21 protein-coding genes and 3 pseudogenes are annotated in these 22,742 nt (G+C 60.6%); 15 read left to right on the top strand and 9 right to left on the bottom strand.

Annotation, left to right across the window (positions count from 1 at the left end; genetic code table 11):
• Positions 1 to 152 precede the first annotated feature (152 nt).
• Positions 153 to 917, top strand: coding sequence for a Crp/Fnr family transcriptional regulator (locus tag QFZ54_RS19505; RefSeq protein ID WP_307090274.1), 765 nt, complete (start codon positions 153 to 155; stop codon positions 915 to 917).
• 283 nt (positions 918 to 1,200) lie between these two features.
• On the opposite strand, the pseudogene QFZ54_RS19500 reads toward QFZ54_RS19505, so the two are convergent.
• The 6 genes and pseudogenes from QFZ54_RS19500 to QFZ54_RS19475 all read right to left on the bottom strand — a co-directional run bounded on the left by QFZ54_RS19500 (position 1,201) and on the right by QFZ54_RS19475 (position 5,553).
• Positions 1,201 to 2,230, bottom strand: a pseudogene (locus tag QFZ54_RS19500) (IS110 family transposase).
• Positions 2,231 to 2,316: 86 nt separating this feature from the next.
• A protein-coding gene (locus QFZ54_RS19495; RefSeq protein WP_307090096.1) for an IS5 family transposase occupies positions 2,317 to 3,074 on the bottom strand; the annotation gives its coding sequence in 2 pieces (ribosomal slippage) (positions 2,317 to 2,741 and positions 2,741 to 3,074; 759 coding nt in all).
• Positions 3,075 to 3,445: 371 nt separating this feature from the next.
• Positions 3,446 to 3,706, bottom strand: a complete 261-nt coding sequence (locus tag QFZ54_RS19490; RefSeq protein ID WP_307090272.1) for a DUF6894 family protein — start codon at positions 3,704 to 3,706, stop codon at positions 3,446 to 3,448.
• A 41-nt stretch (positions 3,707 to 3,747) separates the two neighbouring features.
• Complete coding sequence (locus tag QFZ54_RS19485; RefSeq protein WP_307090270.1) at positions 3,748 to 4,446, bottom strand: Crp/Fnr family transcriptional regulator; 699 nt, start codon at positions 4,444 to 4,446, stop codon at positions 3,748 to 3,750.
• Between the two features lie 145 nt (positions 4,447 to 4,591).
• Positions 4,592 to 4,840, bottom strand: coding sequence for a DUF6894 family protein (locus QFZ54_RS19480; RefSeq protein WP_307090268.1), 249 nt, complete (start codon positions 4,838 to 4,840; stop codon positions 4,592 to 4,594).
• Positions 4,837 to 5,553, bottom strand: coding sequence for a Crp/Fnr family transcriptional regulator (locus QFZ54_RS19475; RefSeq protein WP_307090266.1), 717 nt, complete (start codon positions 5,551 to 5,553; stop codon positions 4,837 to 4,839). Before QFZ54_RS19475 ends, QFZ54_RS19480 begins: the two co-directional genes overlap by 4 nt.
• Before the next feature lie 480 nt (positions 5,554 to 6,033).
• Here QFZ54_RS19475 and QFZ54_RS19470 point away from each other — a divergent pair, with 480 nt between their 5' ends.
• Positions 6,034 to 6,837, top strand: coding sequence for a Crp/Fnr family transcriptional regulator (locus QFZ54_RS19470; RefSeq protein WP_307090263.1), 804 nt, complete (start codon positions 6,034 to 6,036; stop codon positions 6,835 to 6,837).
• Positions 6,834 to 7,517: a sensor histidine kinase gene (locus tag QFZ54_RS19465; RefSeq protein WP_307090261.1), complete on the top strand. Its 684-nt coding sequence runs from the start codon at positions 6,834 to 6,836 to the stop codon at positions 7,515 to 7,517. Before QFZ54_RS19470 ends, QFZ54_RS19465 begins: the two co-directional genes overlap by 4 nt.
• Before the next feature lie 690 nt (positions 7,518 to 8,207).
• Here the strand turns inward: QFZ54_RS19465 and QFZ54_RS19460 are convergent.
• A complete protein-coding gene (locus QFZ54_RS19460; protein ID WP_307090259.1) occupies positions 8,208 to 8,612 on the bottom strand; it encodes a MerR family transcriptional regulator in 405 nt (134 codons plus the stop codon).
• Positions 8,613 to 8,702: 90 nt separating this feature from the next.
• On the opposite strand from QFZ54_RS19460, the pseudogene QFZ54_RS19455 reads away from it, so the two are divergent.
• Positions 8,703 to 9,431, top strand: a pseudogene (locus QFZ54_RS19455) (MauE/DoxX family redox-associated membrane protein); the annotation flags it as partial.
• Positions 9,405 to 9,767, top strand: a complete 363-nt coding sequence (gene copM / locus QFZ54_RS19450; protein WP_307090518.1) for a CopM family metallochaperone — start codon at positions 9,405 to 9,407, stop codon at positions 9,765 to 9,767. The pseudogene QFZ54_RS19455 and the gene copM, both read left to right, overlap by 27 nt.
• A gap of 434 nt (positions 9,768 to 10,201) precedes the next feature.
• Here copM and QFZ54_RS19445 read toward each other — a convergent pair whose 3' ends face one another.
• On the bottom strand, positions 10,202 to 11,095 hold the full coding sequence (locus QFZ54_RS19445; RefSeq protein ID WP_307090257.1) for a LysR family transcriptional regulator: 894 nt from the start codon (positions 11,093 to 11,095) through the stop codon (positions 10,202 to 10,204).
• Positions 11,096 to 11,299: 204 nt separating this feature from the next.
• Between QFZ54_RS19445 and QFZ54_RS19440 the strand changes: the two genes are divergently transcribed.
• The 10 genes and pseudogenes from QFZ54_RS19440 to QFZ54_RS20575 form a co-directional block, all read left to right on the top strand.
• Positions 11,300 to 12,133, top strand: a complete 834-nt coding sequence (locus QFZ54_RS19440) for an SDR family NAD(P)-dependent oxidoreductase (RefSeq protein WP_307090254.1) — start codon at positions 11,300 to 11,302, stop codon at positions 12,131 to 12,133.
• Between the two features lie 111 nt (positions 12,134 to 12,244).
• Positions 12,245 to 13,003, top strand: coding sequence for a YkgJ family cysteine cluster protein (locus tag QFZ54_RS19435; RefSeq protein WP_307090251.1), 759 nt, complete (start codon positions 12,245 to 12,247; stop codon positions 13,001 to 13,003).
• 289 nt (positions 13,004 to 13,292) lie between these two features.
• Positions 13,293 to 14,318, top strand: coding sequence for an aldo/keto reductase (locus QFZ54_RS19430; protein ID WP_373458657.1), 1,026 nt, complete (start codon positions 13,293 to 13,295; stop codon positions 14,316 to 14,318).
• Between the two features lie 94 nt (positions 14,319 to 14,412).
• Positions 14,413 to 15,174, top strand: coding sequence for an SDR family NAD(P)-dependent oxidoreductase (locus tag QFZ54_RS19425; protein ID WP_307090247.1), 762 nt, complete (start codon positions 14,413 to 14,415; stop codon positions 15,172 to 15,174).
• A 48-nt stretch (positions 15,175 to 15,222) separates the two neighbouring features.
• A complete protein-coding gene (locus tag QFZ54_RS19420; protein WP_307090245.1) occupies positions 15,223 to 16,344 on the top strand; it encodes an NADH-dependent flavin oxidoreductase in 1,122 nt (373 codons plus the stop codon).
• A 15-nt stretch (positions 16,345 to 16,359) separates the two neighbouring features.
• Positions 16,360 to 17,256, top strand: a complete 897-nt coding sequence (locus QFZ54_RS19415; protein WP_307090244.1) for a LysR family transcriptional regulator — start codon at positions 16,360 to 16,362, stop codon at positions 17,254 to 17,256.
• Positions 17,257 to 17,482: 226 nt separating this feature from the next.
• A complete protein-coding gene (gene paoA / locus QFZ54_RS19410) occupies positions 17,483 to 18,130 on the top strand; it encodes an aldehyde dehydrogenase iron-sulfur subunit PaoA (protein WP_307090242.1) in 648 nt (215 codons plus the stop codon).
• Complete coding sequence (locus QFZ54_RS19405) at positions 18,127 to 19,080, top strand: FAD binding domain-containing protein (RefSeq protein WP_307090241.1); 954 nt, start codon at positions 18,127 to 18,129, stop codon at positions 19,078 to 19,080. The genes paoA and QFZ54_RS19405 overlap by 4 nt, the downstream gene beginning before the upstream one ends.
• Entirely contained in the window at positions 19,077 to 21,302 is a 2,226-nt protein-coding gene (gene paoC / locus QFZ54_RS19400; protein WP_307090240.1) for an aldehyde oxidoreductase molybdenum-binding subunit PaoC, read from the top strand. The genes QFZ54_RS19405 and paoC overlap by 4 nt, the downstream gene beginning before the upstream one ends.
• 110 nt (positions 21,303 to 21,412) lie before the next feature.
• Positions 21,413 to 21,622, top strand: a pseudogene (locus QFZ54_RS20575) (hypothetical protein); the annotation flags it as partial.
• Positions 21,623 to 21,626: 4 nt separating this feature from the next.
• On the opposite strand, the gene QFZ54_RS19395 reads toward QFZ54_RS20575, so the two are convergent.
• Positions 21,627 to 22,676 carry a ketopantoate reductase family protein gene (locus QFZ54_RS19395; RefSeq protein WP_307090238.1) on the bottom strand — a complete coding sequence of 350 codons (1,050 nt, stop codon included), beginning with the start codon at positions 22,674 to 22,676 and terminating at the stop codon, positions 21,627 to 21,629.
• Between the last annotated feature and the right edge of the window lie 66 nt (positions 22,677 to 22,742).

Genomic DNA, 22,742 nt, shown 5'->3' with positions numbered 1-22,742 from the left:
CGTGCCAGTAGGCAGTTACTAGTGCCTCGACCGCACGGACCCATGATTTCCCTGTTAGCAAGGCGTGTGATAACATAGGTTTCGCGGCGAGCAGATAAACTAGATTAGGCCCTAAATGCGCGCAAACTTGCCCGAAATTGGATGGGAGAATTATGAGCAAAGCTAACGTCAGCCCTCTCGTTGCAATGCTGGACAAGCTTGCAATGTACGCGCCGATCTCATTTGAAGATCGTGCCGGATTACTGGAATTGCCCTACGCATCGCGCGTCTTCGAGGCCGGTAGCTACCTTGTTCGTGAAGGAGATGCCCCGGATCACTGTGGCATGCTTGTTTCCGGTCTGGTTTGCCGGCACAAAATCAGCGGCGAAGGCCTCCGGCAGATCGTCTCGATCCAAGTCCCAGGTGATATATACGACCTCCAGCAGCTATACTTCGTCACAGCTGATCACAACGTTCAGACCCTTACGCAGTGTGCAGTTATTATGGTCCCGCGAAAGGCATTGCGCCAACTGGCGGCTGATCGGCTTTCCATTACTCAAGCAATTTTCGCTAACGTGCTCGTCGAACTGTCGATAGCTCGCGAGTGGTTGCTCAATATTGGTCGTCGTGATGCTCGTACACGGATTGCCCATTTATTGTGTGAGTTAGCTGTTCGATTGGACCTGCCAGCTTTGCCGCCAGGGCAGCCATATGAATTGCCTATGACGCAAGAGCAATTAGGCGATGCACTCGGCTTAACGGCAGTCCATATTAGCAGAATGCTTAGGATCCTAGTTCGTGACGGGTTATTAAAATATAGTAGAAGAGGTGTAACCATCCCTGATTGGAAATCATTAGTCGATGTGGCAGACTTTAATAGCCGCTATTTGCATTTAGACACGCCCTCTCATCCGTTCCAGGCTCGACCTCAAAGCTAGGGTCAGGACTTCTGTGGTTGCCGCCCGTGATGCAAGAGGTTTCTGACCGTGTGGTTTAGTGATCGAGTGCGGTCTTCTGTAAGGCCTTTTGAGACGGCATTCAGAAGCCGCTGGCCGGTATGGTGATCCGCGGATCAGATCCAAATCTCATTGGCGAGCTGTAGCGCTCTGAGTCCTGAACTGGTTTTTCTGATCCAGATCTGTTCGATCGTTTTGCCCATTCGGGTCGTCGCCTTCTCACACTCCCGTTTATCCGGCCTCAGGCAGAATTTGCAGCATAATGTTATGCCGCTCCTGCCTGTGCCGGAACTCGATAATCCTCATTTTTCGTCAGCATCGCCCACATCGTCCGTGCCATCTTGTTGGCTAAGGCGATCGCCACGAGCATCCGCGGCTTCCGCGATGTAATTCGTGCTAGCCACGAGTCTTCTGGAATGGATTTGCGTCCCATCCAGTTCAACCGCGACATTGCACCGATAATCAGCAATCGGCGGATATCGGCCTGTCCTGCCTTTGAAGTGCGACCGAGCCGCTCTTTGCCGCCTGAGGAGAACTGGCGCGGAACAAGGCCTAGCCAGGCTGCAAAGGCGCGGCCGCAATTGAAACTCTCCATAGGTGGCGCAAATGCCTCGACCGCCAGAGCCGTCATCGGGCCGACCCCGGGGATCGTTTGCAAGCGACGAGCGGTGTCAGCCTCGGCCGCTAGAGCTTTGATCTTTTCCGTCCGCGCATTGATACGGACCGTCTGTTCGGCAATCTGTTCCAGCAGATCGCGGCATTCGTCCCGCATCAGATCAGGCAAGTCACTGTGTGGCGCCTCAAGGATATCCTCGATCCGTCCGATCTGACGGATGCCTTGCGGCACGACATGGCCGTATTCGTAAAGGGCTGCCCTGAGTGCGTTGATGAGCTCGGTACGCTGGTGGACGAGCCGTTCGCGAGCGCGAAACAGGATTGCTCGACTTTGTTGCTCGGCACCTTTGGGCTCGACGAAGCGCATTTCAGGCTGCCGGGCCGCGATCACGATCGCCTCCGCATCGGCCGCATCGTTCTTCTGTCGCTTTACGAACGGCTTCACATAGCGCGGCAATCAGCTTCACTTCATGACCAAGCCTGATCATCTCTCGAGCCCAGTGATGAGCGCTGCCACAAGCTTCCATCACGACCAAGGCGGGAGGCTGCTTGGCCATGAACTCGGAGAAGCTTTGGCGTGACAGCTTTTTGCGGAACATTGGTTCCCCGGTCATCGATGCCCCGTGAACTTGAAAAACAGCCTTTGCCAGATCCACGCCAATCATCGTCTCGTTCATCATGGTCGCCGTCCTCTCCGCTAAGCTTGAGCACTTCCTGGCATAATGCGATGCCGTCCGGGAGGGCGGCAACCACCCCATCTCATTGGTCATAGCCAGAAGATGACGGTGGCCGCGAGCGCGACGGCAGAGAAGAAGACGGTTGGGCAGCGGTCGTAGCGAGTGGCGACGCGGCGCCAATCCTTCAGACGGCCGAACATGATCTCGATGCGGCTGCGGCGCCGGTAGCGGCGCTTGTCGTATCTGACCGGCTCGTTCCGCGATCTGCGGCCCGGGATGCAGGGCTGGATGCCCTTGGCTTCCAGGGCGTCCCTGAACCAATCGGCGTCATAACCACGGTCGCCAAGCAGCCACTGTGCTTTCGGCAGATCGTCGAGCAAGGCTGCCGCGCCGGTGTAGTCGCTGACCTGCCCGGCGGTCATGAAGAAGCTCAAGGGCCGCCCATCCGCATCGCTGACGGCGTGCAGTTTGGTGTTCATGCCGCCTTTCGTGCGGCCGATCAGGCGGCCGAGATCCCCTTTTTTACCCGCAGACTCGATGCCGTGCGGTGTGCCTTCAGGTAGGTCGCGTCGATCATAACCGTTTTCGGTACGGCTTCTGCTGCCGCGAGCCCCTCCATCATGCGCAAGAACACACCCCTCTCGCCCCACCGCTTCCAGCGATTGTAGAGCGTCTTGTGCGGCCCATAGTCCTTCGGCGCATCACGCCAGCGTAGCCCGTTGCGGTTGACGAAAACGATACCGCTGAGCACCCGCCGATCATCAACCCGAGGCTTGCCATGGCTCTTGGGAAAATACGGTTGCAGACGCGCCATCTGCTCATCCGTCAGCCAGTACAGGTCGCTCATCCACGCTCTCCTCACGGAGCCTGAATCAGATCGCGCCTCTCACATCAATGGGTCCTGACCCTAATATTGATTCAATCGCAGCATATGTATGGAGCGAACGTAAACAATAGCGCTTGAATTCGACAGTTTAAATTCAGTTTTGCGGTCTCAAGGAGCAGGCCTAGGGCGGTATCTTATCAACAACTGCTCACGTTTAAGGTGCCGATCTGACGTTCGGGCAACGTCCACAACGGTCACGTGCTCGGAAGTAGACGTGCTATATCTTCTTCAAACCGGACGTTCCCGAAATTCGATTCCAACGAGAAAGCTCCACCGTCTCACGGTTAGTTCCCTTTCGGGAAAGCCGCGTTGGCAGCAGCTAACGCGTAGCTTTAAATTGCCCTTAAGCGGTGCAGCAGGTTCTGCGGTAAAGCATCGTCCATCTTGACCACATGGGTCACGTTGCCGTCATCACCGGCAATCAAAAACCGGCGTGCTCCGATATCTTGCTGTCTGAGGATCGCTGCGGCCCATAGTTGCCGCGCGGCGCTGAGGGCTTCCTCGCGAGCGGCTGCCAGATCAGGCAGGTCGCTGCCCTCCTCATCCTCGATCCGCTGCGCCCCGTCATCGATATGCAGGAAAAAACGAGGCATGTCTGGGTATCCATAAACTTGATTAAGGTTAGACTGATGGTTCAGCGCAGCGGACCGATCAAGCGTTCATATTCGGCCTCGGGCACGCCGTAGCCGGCACCTGCAAACTCTTCGAGTTCGCCGCGCTTGCGCACCTTTATCAGACCGCGAGTCGCTTTGATGAAGCCTAGGCCTTCAAGCGAGTGCAAGGCGATCGTCACGCTCGGTCGACGCACTCCGAGCATGAGTGCCAGGAAATCGTGGGTCAAAGGTATCTCGTCATCGTCCTGACGGTCGTGACTCATCAAAAGCCAACGTGCCAACCGCTCTTCGACGGTATGCATAACATTCGACAAGGCGGTGTACGTGGTCTGCGTCGAATACGCTTGAACGTAGCGTAGCAAAACCTTCCGAATGCCAGCCTGCTCGTCCAAAATTTGACGAAGATCGTCGCCGTCGACGCTATAGCCGGTGCCCGCGACCTGCATGAAGGCGCGGTGCGGAGTCCGATCGGCATCAAGAACGAGCGGCATTCCTATCAAGCCATCGCGGCCGGAAAGACCGACTTCGATACCCTGATCGGTCCCCGATATGGCGATGATCGAACTCAGCCCGCTTTCCAGAAACCATACGCGCTTGATCGACTCGTCCGGCAAAACAAGGACAGTGCCCCGCTCCAGCTCCGACCATTTGAGATGCGGACGCAGGATATCCTGATCGGCAGACGACAGGGCACGTAGGAGTCGATTGTTATAAGCCATAGAGCGCCCTGGCGGTATCTTTCGTATCTGACGGCCGGCAATGAGCCGGCGCCCGTTGTTGCTGCCACAAGGGGTTAGATGCAGAATGCCGCTTCGGCGATACCGCAGGGCTGTTTGGTTCGATACCTTACCAAACGCTGCTCAGTTAGGTATCGATGAAGTGCGGTGGCAAGGCGTCGGCAAACGGTACCGTTATCAGGACATGACCTGCCTCGTCGGTGATCCTAAACGCCGTGCCGAGCGGCGCAACGCCAGCCAGAATGGCGTTGGCGAGGAGTTGACGCGCGGCCAGGATTGCCTCGTGCCTTACTGCCTTTAGGTCGACGGCCTCGGTGCCATCCGGGTCTTCGATGATACCGTTTGCGATTTGCTGATGAAGATAAAAGCGGGTCAACCGAACGGACCGATGAGACGACGATACTCGGCCTCGGGGACGCCGTACATACCATCGGCAAAGTCGATCAAGGCCTCACGGTCTTTGATTGTGATATGGCCGCGCCGCGCCTTGATGAACCCGTAGCCTTCGATCATGTGTAGGGCCGTCGTAACGCTGGGGCGCTGTACCGCCAACATGATCGAGAGGAACTCGTGCGTCAGCGCGATGTCGTCGCCGGTTACCCGGTCGTGGCACATCAGTAACCAGCGTGCGAGACGGCCTTCTACCGACTGATTGGCGTTGGATAGCGCCGTATAGCTGGTCTGCGAAATGAACACGTGAACATAGCGCAGTAGCGTCTCGCGTAGCGAAGCTGATTGCTGACATGCGGTGCGTAGCGCGTCGACAGCAACGCGGTAGCCTTCGCCTTCGACCTGTACCAACGTCGTTTGTGGGCACTGGTCGACGCCTAGCAGGCAGCCAAAGCCTGACAGGCCCTCACGGCCAAAAATTCCGACCTCAACACGCCGGCTGTCCGCAGTACTGACAACGATCGAGCCAATACCAGTGTTGAGAAAATGGGCATGGGTAAACGGCTTGCCCGCCTCGATCAGAACGGTACCTTTGGGCAGATCGACGGGTTCGAGATGCGGTCCGATTGCGGCGTAACCCGCAGCATCAATGACCGAAAGCAGGCAATTGCGGACGAAAGATTGGGTCGGATGCGGCATGCGCCCTCGTTGGTTCGAAGGGCGGGAGTAACAAACTCTCAGCCATCTACGCCCGGGGACGCCCGTAGATGATGGAGCACTTATACCTGACCAGAACGTTCCCGTCAGTAACCAACTCCGTCATCTACCATACCAAACTCGCTGCAGCGCTTGGCATTATAGTTAACATATGTATCTCTCCTGAATATCAGCAGGAGACCGACGGTGCGTGATGAAGATTACGGCTACCTGGCGAAGCGCCATGTGGTCGAACAAAGTCTCGCCCGTACAGCCAAGTGCTGCGCATCTGCCGCTGCTCACCAAGGTCTGGCGAATGCATACTTGGTACGTCTCCAGTCGATGATATTATCCCCTGCCCGATACAGGTCGGAGATGTCTTGGGCTTCCCGTGAGGAATGGTTGCTCTCGCTGCCTACGCAGGTCCGTTCAAATCCAAACCCATCCATGCGCATTCCGCATGCCGTAAAGGGGTGACTTGTCATGACCGAACTTACTGCGGCTTATGCTAACAAATCCGACTGTTACGATTATTGGCCATCACGAAATCTTCGCAGTTCCGGGTTGTGGCGCTCTCCATTTCTGACAAAGACTGAGCAGCGCGCGCTCGAGCACGCGGTGACCTGGTCCAAGCGCTTCGATCTTCACAAGGATCTGATCTGTGAAGGCCAGAAGGCAGACAATCTGCTGATCGTCGCCAGTGGCTGGGCTTATCGCTATAGTTGCGCTCCCGATGGCGGGCGGCAGCTGACCGCACTCCTGGTACCGGGCGATATCGCCAATCTTGACATGCTTCTTTTCGAGCGGGTTTCGTATAGCGTTCGAACGCTCACCGACGTTACCGTCGTCGCGTTGCCCCGTAAGCAAGCCCTGGCGCTCGTCGATGATTATCCCGGTATCGCACGCACCTTCACGGGCTTCGCGTTGATCGAAAACGCGATTGCCAGTAAGTGGATGCTATCGCTTGGTCGCCGATCGGCGCATGCGCGAATTGCCCACTTGCTCTGCGAGATCGCTATCCGCCTCGGGATCGAGGACGAGAACAACATTACCTTCCCGTTTCCGTTGCGACAGGAACAGATCGGCGACGTCCTTGGGCTGACGAACATCCACGTAAATCGTACGGTCCAAAAACTGCGAAAAGACGGCTTGATCGAGCTCTGTGACCGTGTGCTGACAATCCCGGACGTCGCGGCGCTACGTTATGCTGCCGGGTTTGATCCCTCCTATTTGCAAATGCACAGGCATATCGATGCTGCGGCTCGTCCTACAGCAGACGCTGCATGACACAGCACGATCAGCGGCCTGCGGTGCCGTCGAGCTTCGTTCGCAAAGCGCCACGCCGCCACACCGACCACGACCTCCTTCTCCGCGAGACAAACCACAGGTGCAGCAACGACCTGCAGCTCGTGGTCAGCCTGCTTGCGTTGCAAAGCCAACGCGCGACGAACCCAGAGGCGCGTCAGGCTCTAACCGATGCCATGGAGCGGGTTTCAGTTCTCGCCCGGGCACGCAGTACCATGCACGGCGATCGACACCCCTCGCTCGCGGCTGCGCTACGTCAAGTATGTGAGGCGCTGCACGCGCAAGCGGAACTAAGGTCTATTCTCGTGTCGCTACAGGTCACAGAGGATGTCGATGGTCTGACGCCAAACGAGGTCACCACCCTTGCCTTGGTTGCCAACGAACTCGCCACGAACGCAATCAAGCACGGCTACAAGGACGGTAGGGCTGGCCATATTCGGGTGACGCTAGGGCGGACATCCGCCGGCGACATCTCAGTTACTGTTGACGATGATGGACTGCCGTTTCCAGAAGTCGAGCGACCCAATCATAACGGGTTGGGACTTGGGCTTGTGAAACGGCTGACGGCGTCGATCGGCGGTCTTTTCATCCCTCCAAAGACAGGATCCAAGGCGTTCGAACTCCGCGTTTCGGAGAAACTGCGAATAGCCCAGACTACATGAAACCACGCGGTTGACGACGGAAGGCCTTCGCCTTCCGATCGCGCCGCCATCCGCGCTACCTGATCAACGAGAAACTCGTCATGCGCGGCTTTCCCAGATCATCATCCCTCTTGGGAATGGACGGCGGTTGGAATCGCCTAAACCCGAACGCGCAGATTAGGACCTAACCCTCTCGAAACCCGCCACTCGTTCAGCACGATACTCCCGCTTCGCCATCTAGATGCCACTATTTCGGCAACGAATAATCGTTCGGGCTATTCGGACTAGCTCTTCGGTAGCGAAATCGGCGAAAAGTGAATCGGTATGGATATTTGAGCGGAATCGTCCGTTAACCAGCATGAGGTTGGAGCCCACTCCATGACAGGCGCATGTCCGGCGTTGTTCGAAAAGACTGTCTTGCGCGTGAGAACGCGTAAACCGCATTGGCTCTGATCCGCATCATAAACATGCGGAAAGACAGTAATGGACAGGGGAGGTTTTTAAACCTCCCCCCTTTACCTTCCCACCGGACGTTTTCGGAAGTGATACCCTTTACGCTCTCAGCTTTAGCCTTAGTAAGAACTATGGCACCTCGACGCCGCTAGGCGGGCCTTCGGATTTCCGCTCCAACTCGGCCATTCCCAAAATTTGATCGATTCCGAGAACGCTCTCCCCATCTCAATCGTCGTTCCTAACTGGGAAGCGCAGTGTTTAGTTATCAGACTGCTCGAACGAGGTCAGGATCGGGCACGGACCGGCCGCGCCGCTGCCACACTGTTGAGCGAGCTGGCGCAGCGATGCGCGGGCCTGCTCCAATTCTTCGATTTTGGCGTCCAACGCCGCTATCCGCTCGCTGGCGAGTTCGCGTGCCCGCGTTCGATCGTCGGTCGCATCGAGTGCCAGCAATTCCTCGATCTGCGCGAGCGTGAACCCAGCCGCTTGCGCCGAACGGATGAAGCGCAGCCGGCGCACGTCTTCAACACCGTAGCGCCGCAGGCGCCCGCCGTGTCCGGTGCTGCTCAGCCGCTCGGGCGTCTCCAGCAACCCACGTCGCTGGTAGTAGCGTACGGTCTCGACGCCAACGCCAGCCCCGCGCGCCAGCCCGGCAATGGTCATTTGCGGCAAGCCTTGACTCCGTACCATGGTCCGGACCCTATATGGGTGGCAGCCTGAAAGACAACAGCTCGAAAGCCGCTGCTCATGACCATGATCGCCGCCCCCCGCCGCGCCACCTTGTACCGGATGGTAATGGACAAGCACGTCTGCCCCTACGGCCTGAAGGCCAAGAATCTGCTGCAACGCGAGGGCTACACCGTGGACGACCACTGGCTGACCACGCGGGAGGAAACGGACGCTTTCAAGGCCGAGAACGGTGTGAGGACGACCCCGCAGACCTTCATCGGGGGCGAGCGGATTGGCGGCTATGACGACCTGCGCCGTTTTTTCGGTAAGGCCGTCGCCGATCCCAAGGCGACTACATACACGCCGGTCGTCGTGCTGTTCGCAGTGACCGCGTTGATGGCGCTCGCTGCCAGCCACGCCGCTTACGGCACGCCGTTTACGCTGCGAGCGGGCGAATGGTTCATCGGGTTCAGCATGGTGGTGCTGGCGCTGCTCAAACTCCAGAACATTGAGAGCTTCGCCACTATGTTCCTCAATTACGACCTGCTCGCGAAGCGCTGGGTGCGCTACTCCTACATCTACCCCTTCGCTGAGGGCTTGGCGGGCATGCTGATGATTGCCGGCGTGCTGACCTCGTTGTCGGCACCGGTCGCGCTGTTCATTGGGTCCGTAGGTGCCGTGTCGGTATTCAAGGCGGTGTACCTCGATAAGCGCGAGCTGAAGTGCGCCTGCGTGGGTGGGGCCAGCAACGTACCGCTGGGTTTCCTGTCGCTGACGGAGAACCTCATGATGATCGCAATGGCGGTGTGGATGGGTCTGGCAGCGCTTGGTCTAGCTAGCGGGGGTTCGCACGCCATGCCGCAATCCTCACCCGTCGCTGTGTCACCATCGACCGTGGCCTACCAAGCAGCGAACGAGAGGATGATGAGCGGCATGGCGCTGGGCTATACCGGCGACGCTGATCAGGACTTTATGCGCGGCATGATCCCGCATCATGAGGGCGCGACCGCGATGGCGCGTGTGGTACTAGAGTACGGCCGCGATCCGGAAGTGCGGCGGGTGGCAACCGACGTTGTCGCCACCCAGGGCAGGGAGATCGCGCAGATGAAGGCGTGGCTGGCACACCGTTCCCGGCAACGCGCGGATTGAGCCCGGCGCGCCTGACGCTCTGGAGCCGTTTCCCGTTTTATCATCCTTTTTGAGAAAGGCCGCAGGGTCAGGCGAAGTCCGCTAACGCCATGTGCCTTCCCGATAGCGGACGGACAGCTTCTTCTCCATTGTCACCATTTAGCGGCCCGATGTGCGGAAAACCCGGTCGTAATCACTATTGTGCGACAAACAGGTGTTTTCGGACGGCAGCCTCTCGATCGCCGGAAAACGCCGTCGCCAACCCGGATTGACGACAATCGTGTGTTTTACGTCGCCTGAACGGGCGCGCCTGTCATTCCCATAACTCCGTCGAGCTGACACCATTTAGGGAAAACGTTTTGGGAACGGTTTTTGGGAAAGCGGCTTGCAGCGGGGCAGTTCGCTTGTCGCTGTTGCGCGCCGTTCCCTTGCCGGGTTCCCAATCGGGATGACGCTCAGGCTCGAAACCGGAGTGCATCCACCAGAAGTGCGAACGCCGGGGTGAGCTGACGTCGGCTTGGATAGTACAGGTGATATCCGGGAAATGGCGGACACCAATCGTCGAGGACACGGACCAGTCGCCCCGCTGCGATGTCCGCTGCGACCTGATCCTCGAAGATGTAGGTGAGGCCGAGACCGTCGATCGCGCCCATCACCATCATCTCCGCATCGTTGACGATGACCGGCCCGTTGACGCGCACCTCGATCGGGACACCGTTGCGCTCGAACTCCCATGCATAGAGTCCTTTGCTGCTCGTCTGGCGGTAGTTGATGCAGTCATGCTCGCGCAGCCCCCGCGGGTCCTGCGGCGCAGGCCGACGTTCGAAGTAAGACGGTGCCCCAACCACCGCCATTCGGATGTCGGGGCCGACTCTGACCGCGATCATGTCCTTCTCTACCTGCTCTCCGATCCGGATCCCTGCATCGTAACGCCCGGCCACGATGTCGATCAGACCGTCGTCGACGGTGATCTCGGCGTGGACGTCGGGATGTTCCCGCATCAATCGGGTGAGCGCCGGCCAGAGAACCGAGGCCGCGGCGTGCTTGAAGGTTGTGATGCGGATGGTGCCGGCGGGCTTGTCGCGCAATGCAGTCAATGCCGTCAGTTCGCCGTTGATCCCGTCGAAGGCCGGCCGCAGGCCTAGTAGCAGCCGATCCCCTGCTTCGGTTGGAGATACGCTTCTTGTCGTGCGCGCGAGCAATCGGACGCCAAGCCGCTCCTCAAGGCCGCGAATGGATTGGCTGAGGGCGGACTGCGACAGTCCCAGCTTTGCTGCTGCACGAGTGAAGCTACCCTCATCGGCTACTGCCATGAAGGCAGCTAAATCACTGAAATCACCACGTCGCATATATTAGCACCATTTATAGGCCCATGCGGATCATAGCGTATTATCGCTGCAATCGCCTCGCCCTAAATAAGCTGACGAACGACGCTTAGGACACGATGCGGGTGGCAATACGCGACGAGTACGGCTCGGTTGCGATTTGCCGATGCGGCTGTGCGCCAGGTTATGAGCGCTCGAACCCATTGATCACATTCAAAGGAGCACCTCATGGCTAAAACTTGGTTTGTTACCGGCGCTAACAGCGGCATTGGTGCCAGTGTTGTCAGAGCGGTGCTGGCGTCCGGCGACAACGTCGTCGCGACGGCTCGCAACATGGACAAGTTGCAAGCCGCCTTTGCCGACACAAGCAATGACCGACTTGCCCTCGTGCAGCTGGATGTGACCGACCGCAGTCAGGCAGACTGGGCGATCGACGAGGCCATTGCACGCTTCGGCAAGCTCGACGTTGTGGTCAACAATGCGGGCAACGCTGTGCTGGGAAACTTCGAAGACTTCACCACCGCGGATTTCGAGAAGCAGCTTGCGCCCAATCTATACGGCGTCATTAACGTGATGCAGGCGGCACTGCCTGTGCTGCGCAAGCAGCGGCGCGGTCACATCATCAACATCAGCTCGGTTGCCGGCGGGACCGGTCAGAACCAGACATCAGCCTACAGTGCGGCAAAGTTCGCAGTGGAGGGCTTGTCGATGTCGGTCGCGCAGGAGGTCGAGAAGTTTGGGATTAACCTGACCGTCGTCGAGCCCGGCTTTTTCCGCACCAAGCTGCTCGATCAGGGCAGCGTGTCGTACATTGAAACCAAGATCGACGATTATGCCGACGCTTCGGCTCGCGACACTTGGGCACCGTACGACGGAGCGCAGCCCGGCGACCCTGACAAGCTTGGCCAGGCACTGGTTACGATCGCAGCCATGGACAAGCCGTTGAAGCTGTTCCTCGCCGGCAGCGATGCGGTCGAAGTCCTGACTCCGGTCGTCGAGGAGCGCTTGAAGGCGATCAAGGACAATGAGGCCCTGTCGCGGTCAACTGACGGCGCGAACTAAGCGCGATTTAGGCAATTCCGGTCCGGCTCGCTGCCCAATCGATGTGACGTATCCAGATGCGTTCATGGCCGGGCCGTTCCGCCGTCTCCGAGATCGAGGCCTTCAGCACAGATGACGATACGATTCTCCTGCACCGCCTGCGGGCGTTGCTGTCACGGTTTACGTCTGTTGCTTAGCGCCGAGGAGGCGAGGGTATGGGCGTTGCGCGGTGGCCTCGTTCAGATCTTGGTCCATGCCGCGCCGGCGGTGAACGACGACGACGAAGTTGCCCGCTACAAGCGGGAGCGTCGTTTCATCGCGCGCAGCGGCGAGCTGGCGATCCGGGTCCAGGTGATGCTGGTCGCGCGATTTGAGGGCGCATGTCCGAACCTGCTGCCCGACATGCGCTGCGGGATCTACAACGAACGCCCGACGGTGTGCCGCATATATCCGGCGGAGATCATTCCTGGCATGGCGCTCAACGTCGGCAATCGCTTATGTCCGCCGGAGGCGTGGAGCAATAGCCAACCCCCGTTCCTGCTGGAGGACGGCTATGTCACGGACGATGTGACACGCGGCGCGATTACGAAATCGCGTGCCACTGCACTGACTGATGTGCCGACGTTGCAATTGCTCGTCCAGTCGCTCGGCATCGACGTGGTGGCGCTGGAGAATGAAGGCTTTGCGGTGTGGACGATCGCATCGGATCGGCTGATCGAAGCGCTCGATGCAGCATCGTCTCATACAACAGGCAGCCTAGAAGAGACGTCGCCGTATACATGGCGCTTCCTGTCACTACGCCCTGACACGGCAACGTTGATCTCGTCAGTTGGTGCAGACGTCATAGGAGCATCACCACACGAGGATCTAACGTATATTCCGCTCTATTAGGGCTGAAGAGATCGCATCGTGCCGATTATCGACAGCGATAATCATATAATCTTACGGGATTTATGCCGGTCATCAAAACACAGCGAACAGATTTTAAACGGATGGGAGTTGCAGCGGCATGACGAACACAACCAACGATGGGACTGGGCACGACAGCCCCGCGATGCAGGACCGTCGAAACGTGATCACCGCCGGCCTCGGCATGGCCGCTGTTTCACTACTGCCCGCCCGCGTGGCCGCACAAGCCGCCCCTGTGGCATCGGTGCTTCCGTCCAACCCCCAGCGCCGCATGCTTGGCACGCTGGAGGTCTCGGCAATGGGCATGGGCTGCCAGAACTTCGCCGGCATGTACGGCCCACCGGTAAACAGACAGGAATCGGTCCGGATCATTCGCGCCGCCTATGATCGGGGCGTCACCTTCTTCGACATCGCGGAAGTCTATGGCCCGTTCCTTGGTGAGGAGATCGTCGGCGAAGCGCTGGCCCCGATGCGCGCGAACGTCGTGATCGCGACCAAGTTCGGCTTCGACATCACGCCTGACGGCACCGTACGTGGGCTAAACAGCCGTCCCGAGAGCATTCGGCGCGTGACGGAACAGTCGCTGCGCCGCCTCAAGACCGATTACATCGACCTACAGTATCAGCACCGCGTCGACCCGGCCGTGCCGATCGAGGATGTGGCGGGGACGGTGCAGAATCTGATCCGCGAGGGTAAGATCCGCCACTTCGGCCTGTCCGCCGCAGGCGGGGCCACGATCCGCCGCGCGCACCGAGTGCAGCGCGTCACGGCGGTGCAGAACGAATATTCGGTCTGGACCCGTGATCCCGAACTGGAGGCGCTTGCGGCCTGCGAGGAACTGGGCATCGGCTTCGTGCCGTGGAGCCCGCTTGGCATGGGATATCTGACCGGCACGGTTACCCCGCTCACGGTCCATGGGCCAAAAGACCTGCGCGCTAATCTGCCCCGCTTCACGCGCGCCGCGCGGGTCGCGAACTGGCCAGTCGTCGAGCTATTGCAGCGGGTCGGTGCGCGCCATCGGGCGACGCCAGGACAGGTGGCATTGGCATGGCTCCTCGCGCGCAAGCCGTGGATCGTGCCGATCCCGGGACCGATCACCGAAGCGCACATGGACGAGAATACCGATGCCGTTCGGGTGGCACTGACCGCAGCCGACATGCGCGAGATCGAAGCCACCTTCGCCCGTATCCGGGTGCAAGGCGCGCGGCTGAGCGAGCCGATGCTGGCCATGATCGATACCGGTGCAAAGCTCGGCATCAACTCGAAGGGTGGCAACGGCAACTCGCGCCTGCGCTGAACCCGTATCTGAACGAGGCCTTCGACTTGGCCACCAGTAATCGACGACCGATGCCGACCGCCGCGGCGGGGCACGGCTTCAGAAAGGATCACACATGTCATTCAACCTCAACGGCACCGTTGCTTTCGTCACCGGTGCCAGCAGCGGCATCGGCCATGCTACTGCGCGAACGCTCGCCGGGCTTGGTGCAGCGGTAGCGCTCGTCGCGCGGCGCAAGGACCGGCTCGACGCACTGGTCGCGGAAATCGAGCAGGCGGGTGGCACGGCTCTGGCCATCCCTGCCGACATCACCGACCGCGCCAGCGCCGAAGCTGCCGTTGCGCAAGCGGCCGCGCAGCTCGGCCGGATCGACATCCTGGTCAACAATGCCGGCGTGATGAACATCGGCCGGGTCGCGGACAACACCGTAGAAAGCTGGGAGCAGATGATTGCACTGAACCAGCAGGCGCTGCTGTATGTGACCAAGGCGGCGCTGCCGCATCTGCAAGCAGCGGCGGAGAGCAACACGCGTGGTGTCGCCGACATCGTCAACATCTCGTCCTACGCCGGTCGCGTCGCCTCGCCGAACTTTGCGGTCTACAACATGACGAAGTTCGGCGTAAATGGCTTCACCGAAGCCCTACGCCAGGAATTGGCCGCCAGCCACGTCAGGGTCGGGGCGCTCGAGCCGGGTGCGGTCGAAACGGAACTCAACGATCGTCACGAGGGCGCGGTCCGCGACGAGATTTCGGCCTTCTTCGCGCGCATCGAGCCACTTCAGGCGGACGATATCGCCGACGGCGTGGCCTACATGGTCACCCGACCGCGCCGCGCCGCAGTCGGCGAACTGTGGATCATGCCTACTAATCAGGGCTGAGCCGGACGCGCTGCAAGATCCTCTCCATCGAACACGGGCCATATGGCAATGAACGACGCATCCATCTTTAGCGGCCTTCCCCTCGCATCGGGACTGAACCTTCGCAACCGGCTGGTCATGCCGCCCATGACCACGTGGTCCGCCGATGACGATGGCAGCGTGTCCGATGCGGAGATCGAATACTATCGCGCGCGGGTGCAGGATGTCGGGCTGGTCATCACTGGCTGCACCCACGTGCAGGCGAACGGCGTCGGCTTCACCGGCGAGTTTGCCGCCTATGACGACGCCTTTCTTCCAGGCCTGACGCGGCTGGCGACTGCCGCCAAGAGCGGCGGTGCGCCAGCCATACTCCAAATCTTCCACGCGGGTGTGAAGACCTCGCCCGACCTCTCGTCGGACATCGTCGCTGCCAGTGCCGTTCCCGTCGATGCGGGGTTGTTTACGCCGCCAGTGACGCCACGCGCTCTAAGCTGCGACGAAGTGGCCGAAGTCGTTGCTGCATTCGGGGCAGCCACTCGCCGCGCGATCGAGGCAGGGTTCGACGGTGTCGAACTGCACGGTGCGCACGCCTTCCTGCTCCAAAACTTCGTCTCACCCCACACCAATCGACGCAGCGATCAATGGGGTGGTCCGCTGGAAAACCGCTTACGCTTTCCTTTGGCGGTAGTGGAGGCAGTGAGCGCCGCTGCGAAACTCACCGATCGCCCGTTCGTGGTCGGATACCGCGTCTCAGCAGACGAACCGCATGCGGATGGCCTGCGCTTAGCGGACACGCTCGTGCTTGTTGACAGGCTGATCGGGGAGGGGATCGATTACATTCATGTCTCCCTGCCTGATGCGCTCCACGTCAAGGCAGTCGACAATCCTGACGGCCCCACCGTTCTTAAGGAAGTCAGTCGACTTGTCGCCGACCGGGTGCCGGTCATCGCATCGGGCCGCATCAGGACGCCCGAGCGCGCTGAGCAGGTTATTGCCGCAGGCGCCTCACTCGTCGGATTGGGACAGGGACTGGTGATGAACCCCGATTGGGTTGCACTAGCGCGCCAGGGTCGCACGGACGCCCTGCGCACCGAAGTGGCGGCGAAGGAAGCCCCCGCACTGCATATCCCTGCCAAGTTGTGGACGGTCATCGAGAATACGCCAGGCTGGTTCGCGGTCCGTGCGGAATAGCAACGGGATCGTGCAATGAACCGGGAGCATCTTGCCGACCTAGCCGATCTGGTCGTCGTAGCCGAGGAGGGTAGCTTTACGCGCGCTGCCGCACGGCTGGGCATGTCGCAGCCTGCCCTAAGCGCTAAAATCCGCCGCTTGGAGGCGCGCCTGGGTGTCCGCCTGCTGTCCCGCACGACCCGCAACGTTGCACCTACCGAAGCGGGTGAGCGTTTCATGCAGCATGTGCGCGCCGGCCTCGCCGAGATTGATGCAGGATTCGTAGAAATTGGCGATGCAAGAGAGAAGCCAGCGGGAACGGTCCGCCTGACAACTGGCGAGTTCGACGTTGAGTCCGTACTCTGGCCCAAGCTGCTGCCGTTGCTGCGTAAATATCCCGACATCAACATTGAAATCTGTTCGAACAACAATCTGGTCGATCTCGTCGCTGAACGCTTCGACGCTGGGATCCGCTTCGGTGACCAGGTAGCCCAAGACATGATCTCTGTGCGGATCGGTCCCGATATCCGTATGCTTGTGGTCGGCGCGCCCAATTACCTTGATGCGCACGATCCGCTGGACAAACCGTCTGACCTAACCGCGCACCAGTGCATCAACATGCGTATGTTGACGGTCGGCAATCTGTACGCTTGGGAACTAGAAAAGGACGGCAAAGAGGAGCGTGTGCGGGTGAGTGGGCAGCTCACGTTTAACCGGATCATGGACATTCGGCAGGCAGCGATCGACGGGTTTGGCTTGGCGTATTTGCCCGACGAGTATGTCGCGCCAATGCTGGAAGACGGACGGCTCCGGTCGGTACTGGACGACTGGTGTCCGCCCTATCCAGGCTTCCACCTCTATTACCCAAGTAGGCGCCAGCCATCTTCCGCGTTCACCCTTGTTGCTGATGCGCTAAGGCATCGTAATGGATAAGAAAACGAAGTACGCCTTACCAAATCTAGCGAATTCATAACCAAAGTGTATAAGGCCAAAGCGCTGAGGTTATAAATATGGACGCAACATATCTGTCGGCTGGGATTTGACTCGGCTATGTGTTTGTTGATGCTGACTGCTCTGCCACTGCACGAATTACCAATATCTCGTTGCTCAGCTTCGCTGGCGACTGAGCCGAACGGCATTTGAATTGGAAGATACTCATATGATTGAACGTTCTGGCATTCAAGCAACGCGCCGCGGCGTTCTGGTAGGTGGATCGGCGAGTGTTGCGTTGACGACGCTACCTCTTGGTTCCGCCGAGGCAGCCCCGGCCGTTGAACCACCAAAGATGAAGGTATCCCTGCAGGTAAACGGCAAGCAGGCGACGCTCGAGCTCGACACGCGCACGACGCTGCTCGACGCCTTGCGCGAGCATATGCATCTGACCGGGTCCAAGAAGGGTTGCGATCATGGGCAGTGCGGTGCCTGCACGGTGATGGTCAACGGCAAGCGCATCAATTCCTGCCTTAGCCTCGCCGTCATGCACGAGGGCGACAAAGTGACCACGATCGAAGGGCTTGGAATGCCCGGCAACCTGCATCCGATGCAGGCTGCCTTCGTCAAGCATGACGGCTTCCAATGCGGATACTGCACGCCAGGCCAGATCTGCTCGGCGGTTGCGGTGCTCGATGAAATCGAGGCCGGCGTTCCTAGCCATGCCAGTGCGAGCCTTACCGCGCGGCCGCAGGCCAGCAATGCCGAGATGCGCGAGCGAATGAGCGGCAACATCTGCCGCTGCGGAGCCTACTCTAACATCTTGGAGGCCATGCACGAAGTGGCCGGCACCGACGTGGCAGGAGCACGCGCATGAAACCGTTCACGTACGAGCGGGCGACCACGCCTGCTGAAGCTGCGGCCGCTGTCGTGCGCCATCCCGGCGCCAAGTTCATCGCGGGCGGCACCAATCTTCTCGACTTGATGAAGCTCGAGATCGAGGCGCCGCAACATCTCGTCGACGTCAACACGCTCAAGCTGGACCGCATCGAGCGGACACCGGACGGCGGAGTCCGCATTGGCGCGCTGGTCGACAACACCGCTCTGGCGTCAGACGAGCGCATTCGAAAGGATTACGGCGTCCTCAGCCGTGCGATCGTCGCCGGTGCCTCTGGGCAGCTGCGCAATAAGGCCACGACGGCAGGCAATCTGCTCCAGCGGACGCGCTGCCCGTATTTCTACGATACCAATCAGCCGTGCAACAAGCGCAAGCCTGGATCGGGATGCGCTGCGATCGGCGGCTATAGCCGGCAGCTGGCCGTCATAGGCGTCAGCAATGCCTGCATCGCGACCTACCCGGGCGACATGGCCATCGCGCTGCGCGTCCTGGACGCCAAGGTAGAGACGGTCAACGCTGGTGGCCAGACCCGTACAATCCCAATGGCCGACTTTCACCGCCTTCCCGGGGATACGCCGCACATCGAAACGGCGCTCGCGCAGGGCGAGCTGATTACCGCGGTGACACTGCCAAGGCCGATTCAAGGCACGCACATCTACCACAAGGTGCGTGACAGGAACTCCTACGCCTTCGCGCTCGTGTCGATCGCGGCCGTGATCCAGCGTGATGGGCGCGGCCGGGTTGCCGTCGGTGGTGTTGCCCACAAGCCGTGGCGGGTCGAAACAGCAGAGCCGGCGATGCCGCAAGGCGCGTCTGCGGTAGCATCGCGCCTGATGGCCGGCGCAAAGCCCACCCACGACAACGCGTTCAAGGTTCCGCTGGTCGAGCGTACGCTCGCCGCGGTCATGGCAGAGGCCAAGACAGCATGAAGTTCGACACGCCTGCGGGCACTAACCCGATTGATCGGCTGAAGGTCGTCGGCAAGCCGACCGACCGCATTGACGGTCCGCTGAAGACATCGGGGACGGCACGCTACGCCTATGAGTGGAACGACGTCGCACCGAACGCCGCCTATGGCTACATCGTCGGCTCGGCGATCGCCAAGGGGCGCATCGCTGCGATGGACCTGACTGAGGCTCGGCGTGCACCCGGCGTGCTGGCGATCGTCACCGCGGCCGATGCCGGCAAGCTTGGAAAGGGTAAGTTCAACACCGCCAAGCTGTTGGGCGGGCCGGAGATCGACCATTACCACCAGGCCATCGCTGTCGTGGTCGCCGAAACCTTCGAGCAGGCGCGCGCCGCAGCCGGACTGGTGCGGGTGGATTACACGCGGAGCAAGGGGCGCTTCGATCTTGTCGAAGGCCTGAAGACGGCGCCGTTGACCGGCGGGAACAGCGGCGAGGGAAGCGCTGCGCCGCCAGTGGATCGAGTGGGCAACTTCGAGAGAGCCTTTGCCGCGGCACCGGTTCAACTCGACGCGCAGTACACCACTCCGGACCAGACCCATGCGATGATCGAACCCCATGCGACCATTGCTGCCTGGGAAGGCGATGAGCTGACCGTCTGGACGGCCAATCAGATGGTGGACTGGAGCCGCACCGATCTGGCGACCACGCTGGGCATTCCGAAGGACAACATCCGGCTCGTTGCCAGTTATGTCGGAGGCGGCTTCGGCGGCAAGCTCTGGATCCGGGCAGATGTCCTGCTGGCGTCGTTGGGCGCCCGCGCCGCCAAGCGCCCAGTCAAGCTGGCGCTAAGCCGGCCCTTCATGGCGAACAACACGCCGCATCGGCCTGCGACCGTGCAGCGAGTCCGCATCGGAACCGACCGGAAGGGCCGCATCACGGCATTTGCGCATGAGAGCGGGTCGGGGGACCTGCCCGGCGGACAACCGGAGACCGCTGTTGCGCAGAGCAAACTGCTCTACGCGGGCGAAAACCGGCTCACGTCGATGCGGCTGGCGGTGCTCGACCTGCCGGAAGGCAATGCGATGCGCGCACCGGGCGAGGCATCGGGTCTGATGGCCCTGGAGATGGCCATGGACGAGATGGCCGAGAAGCTCGGGATCGATCCGATCGAGTTTCGCATCCTGAACGACACGCAGGTCGATCCCCAGAAGCCGGGGCGGCAGTTCTCGCAGCGCCAGCTCATTGAATGCCTCCGCCAAGGTGCGGCTCGTTTCGGCTGGAATAAGCGTCACCTGAAGCCGGGCCAGGTTCGCGAGGGTCATTGGCTGATCGGCCAGGGCGTGGCCGTAGCGTTCCGCAACAATCTCGTCGTGCCGTCGGGCGCGCGAGTTCGGCTTGATGCGACCGGCACGGTCACAGTCGAAACCGACATGACCGACATCGGCACGGGCAGCTACACGATCATCGCGCAGACTGCGGCAGAAATGATGGGCGTGGGCCTCGACAAGGTCGTGGTGCGCCTGGGCGACAGCCGCTTTCCGGTCTCGGCCGGATCGGGTGGCCAGTTCGGTGCCAACAGCGCCACCGCCGGCGTCTATGCCGCCTGCGTCAAGCTACGCGGGGTCGTGGCCGAGCGATTGGGGCTCGATGCCGCGGTTGCCGACTTCGCCGATGGGCAGGTCAGCGTGGGCGGGCGGCGCATCGCGCTCGGCGAAGCTGCAAGGAGTGGTGAGATCGTCGTCGAGGACAAGATCGAGTTCGGGGATCTCGACAAGAAGGTCCAGCAGTCGACCTTTGGTGCCCATTTCGTCGAGGCCGCGGTCAATAGCTACACAGGGCAAATCCTGGTGCGGCGCATGCTGTGCGTGTGCGCGGCAGGGCGGATCCTCAATCCCAAGTCCGCACGCAGTCAGATGATCGGGGCGATGACGATGGGCGTCGGTGGAGCGCTGATGGAGGAGCTGGCGGTCGACAAGCGTTTCGGCTTCTTCGTCAATCACGACCTGGCCGGTTACGAGGTGCCCGTCCATGCCGACATCCCCCATCAGGAGGTCATCTTCCTCGAAGAGGTCGACCCGACCTCGTCGCCGATGAAGGCAAAAGGGGTGGGTGAGCTAGGGCTGTGCGGCATCGCTGCTGCGGTCGCGAACGCGGTCTACAATGCGACCGGGGTTCGAGTCAGAAACTACCCGGTCACGTTGGACAAGTTCCTCGACAAGCTCCCTATGCCCACGGTGGCGTAGGGCGGAATGCCAGAGCGATACTGACGCCCCCAGACGATCGATTTGGCGGTTACCCGGTCTGACTCTCTGGTCAGGCGTAGGGGCGTCGAGTTCGAAAAGGACCGACGACCATGAAGTTCGACACCCCTGCGGGTTCCAACCCGATCGATCGCCTGCGGGTCGTCGGGCGGGCCACCGACCGGATCGACGGCGCGCTGAAGGTGGCCGGGACCGCGGCGTACGCTTACGAACGGCACGATGTCGCGCCGGACCAGGCCTACGGCTATGTCGTCGGAGCCAGCATCGCCAAGGGCACAATCCGGTCGCTGCATCGGAAAGCGCCTATCAGCGACGGCTCGCATCTGCCTCAGCGGGTGCCTGTTCGAGCCGATGAACAATCTTCCGAACGGCATCCATTGCTTTGCCCTCAGCCTCACCGGCCACGATACAGTCGCGTAGGATTTGTCGGTCCTGCAGGCTGACCTTGCCGCCGTGATGGAAGCGGTTGAAGCCTTGGAAATCAAGCGGCAGCATGTCCTGCTCCCACACTGCCAGCGCGTCCGCCAGCCCGTCCTCAGTTGTAGCGGCCTGTGCCTGTCGTCCGGCCTCGCCGTGGATGCCAAGTCCCTGAATCTCCTTCACCGCTCTTACGGTCAGTGCCCACAGTTCCGGATAGTCACGGACCCGCGCTGCCGCTGGCCACCCCATCAGCTCGAAGCCAGCGAAGAAGGCGAATACCGGCGCGATCTCTGCACTAAACTTCGCCGCAGGCTTGATGGCGCAGGCCGATACGCCGGACGCATCGTGGAGCCTCGCGAAGCCGGTCGCGACCTCAGGTGCGCTGTCGTCGACGGTAAAGCCATATTCGTCGCGCTGAGCGTAGCCCATATCGGCCTTCGAAAGCAGGTTCGCGTCCGTCGGGGCGTGCAGCGGCAGTTGCACCGCCTTGGTCGAATAGCTGAGCGTGCCAAGAACGCCGTTCGCGACCCTGTCCTCGGGCAATCCGGAAACCCGGAGGAACCAGGGACGAAGGCCGAGCCCGACCGATCCAAGGACGATCCCCGCTGCCGTATGGCGCGCGGCTTCGCCCAGCGTTTCGACCAGACGCGTACCGACCTCGCTCCGCAACGCAGTGCCGTCGAGCGTGACGACGATGAAGTCGTACTCCCGATCGGCCATCTCTGCAGGATCGGTCAGGAGGCTGTACCCTCCAAAGCGCTTGAGCGCGCCGTCCGCGTAGGAATAGAGGATCTGTTCGCGATCCAGCTCCGCACGGCGATGCGGGCGTATGAGAAAGGAAATCTCGGCGTTTGCCAGACTGAGATGATAGCCTGTCATCAGGCCCATTGATCCCGCGCCGACGATCAGGACGCGGGGCTTCCGATCAGCGGTCATGGTAGTTGTTCCTTGCTCGCAGGCATCGCAATGGAGGTCATTGGAGCGGCACCGCCCCGGGATGGC

It is taken from the genome of Sphingomonas faeni (assembly GCF_030817315.1).
In the GTDB taxonomy this organism is placed as follows: Bacteria; Pseudomonadota; Alphaproteobacteria; order Sphingomonadales; family Sphingomonadaceae; genus Sphingomonas; species Sphingomonas faeni_C.
This window is presented reverse-complemented; position numbering and strand designations above follow the sequence as displayed.

Coding starts and splice junctions, on each gene's coding strand:
- QFZ54_RS19505 (WP_307090274.1), top strand. CDS start 153: ATGAGCAAAGCTAACGTCAGCCCTCTCGTTGCAATGCTGGACAAGCTT.
- QFZ54_RS19490 (WP_307090272.1), bottom strand. CDS start 3,706: ATGCCTCGTTTTTTCCTGCATATCGATGACGGGGCGCAGCGGATCGAG.
- QFZ54_RS19485 (WP_307090270.1), bottom strand. CDS start 4,446: ATGGCTTATAACAATCGACTCCTACGTGCCCTGTCGTCTGCCGATCAG.
- QFZ54_RS19475 (WP_307090266.1), bottom strand. CDS start 5,553: ATGCCGCATCCGACCCAATCTTTCGTCCGCAATTGCCTGCTTTCGGTC.
- QFZ54_RS19470 (WP_307090263.1), top strand. CDS start 6,034: ATGACCGAACTTACTGCGGCTTATGCTAACAAATCCGACTGTTACGAT.
- QFZ54_RS19465 (WP_307090261.1), top strand. CDS start 6,834: ATGACACAGCACGATCAGCGGCCTGCGGTGCCGTCGAGCTTCGTTCGC.
- QFZ54_RS19460 (WP_307090259.1), bottom strand. CDS start 8,612: ATGACCATTGCCGGGCTGGCGCGCGGGGCTGGCGTTGGCGTCGAGACC.
- copM (WP_307090518.1), top strand. CDS start 9,405: ATGATGATCGCAATGGCGGTGTGGATGGGTCTGGCAGCGCTTGGTCTA.
- QFZ54_RS19445 (WP_307090257.1), bottom strand. CDS start 11,095: ATGCGACGTGGTGATTTCAGTGATTTAGCTGCCTTCATGGCAGTAGCC.
- QFZ54_RS19440 (WP_307090254.1), top strand. CDS start 11,300: ATGGCTAAAACTTGGTTTGTTACCGGCGCTAACAGCGGCATTGGTGCC.
- QFZ54_RS19435 (WP_307090251.1), top strand. CDS start 12,245: ATGACGATACGATTCTCCTGCACCGCCTGCGGGCGTTGCTGTCACGGT.
- QFZ54_RS19430 (WP_373458657.1), top strand. CDS start 13,293: ATGCTTGGCACGCTGGAGGTCTCGGCAATGGGCATGGGCTGCCAGAAC.
- QFZ54_RS19425 (WP_307090247.1), top strand. CDS start 14,413: ATGTCATTCAACCTCAACGGCACCGTTGCTTTCGTCACCGGTGCCAGC.
- QFZ54_RS19420 (WP_307090245.1), top strand. CDS start 15,223: ATGAACGACGCATCCATCTTTAGCGGCCTTCCCCTCGCATCGGGACTG.
- QFZ54_RS19415 (WP_307090244.1), top strand. CDS start 16,360: ATGAACCGGGAGCATCTTGCCGACCTAGCCGATCTGGTCGTCGTAGCC.
- paoA (WP_307090242.1), top strand. CDS start 17,483: ATGATTGAACGTTCTGGCATTCAAGCAACGCGCCGCGGCGTTCTGGTA.
- QFZ54_RS19405 (WP_307090241.1), top strand. CDS start 18,127: ATGAAACCGTTCACGTACGAGCGGGCGACCACGCCTGCTGAAGCTGCG.
- paoC (WP_307090240.1), top strand. CDS start 19,077: ATGAAGTTCGACACGCCTGCGGGCACTAACCCGATTGATCGGCTGAAG.
- QFZ54_RS19395 (WP_307090238.1), bottom strand. CDS start 22,676: ATGACCGCTGATCGGAAGCCCCGCGTCCTGATCGTCGGCGCGGGATCA.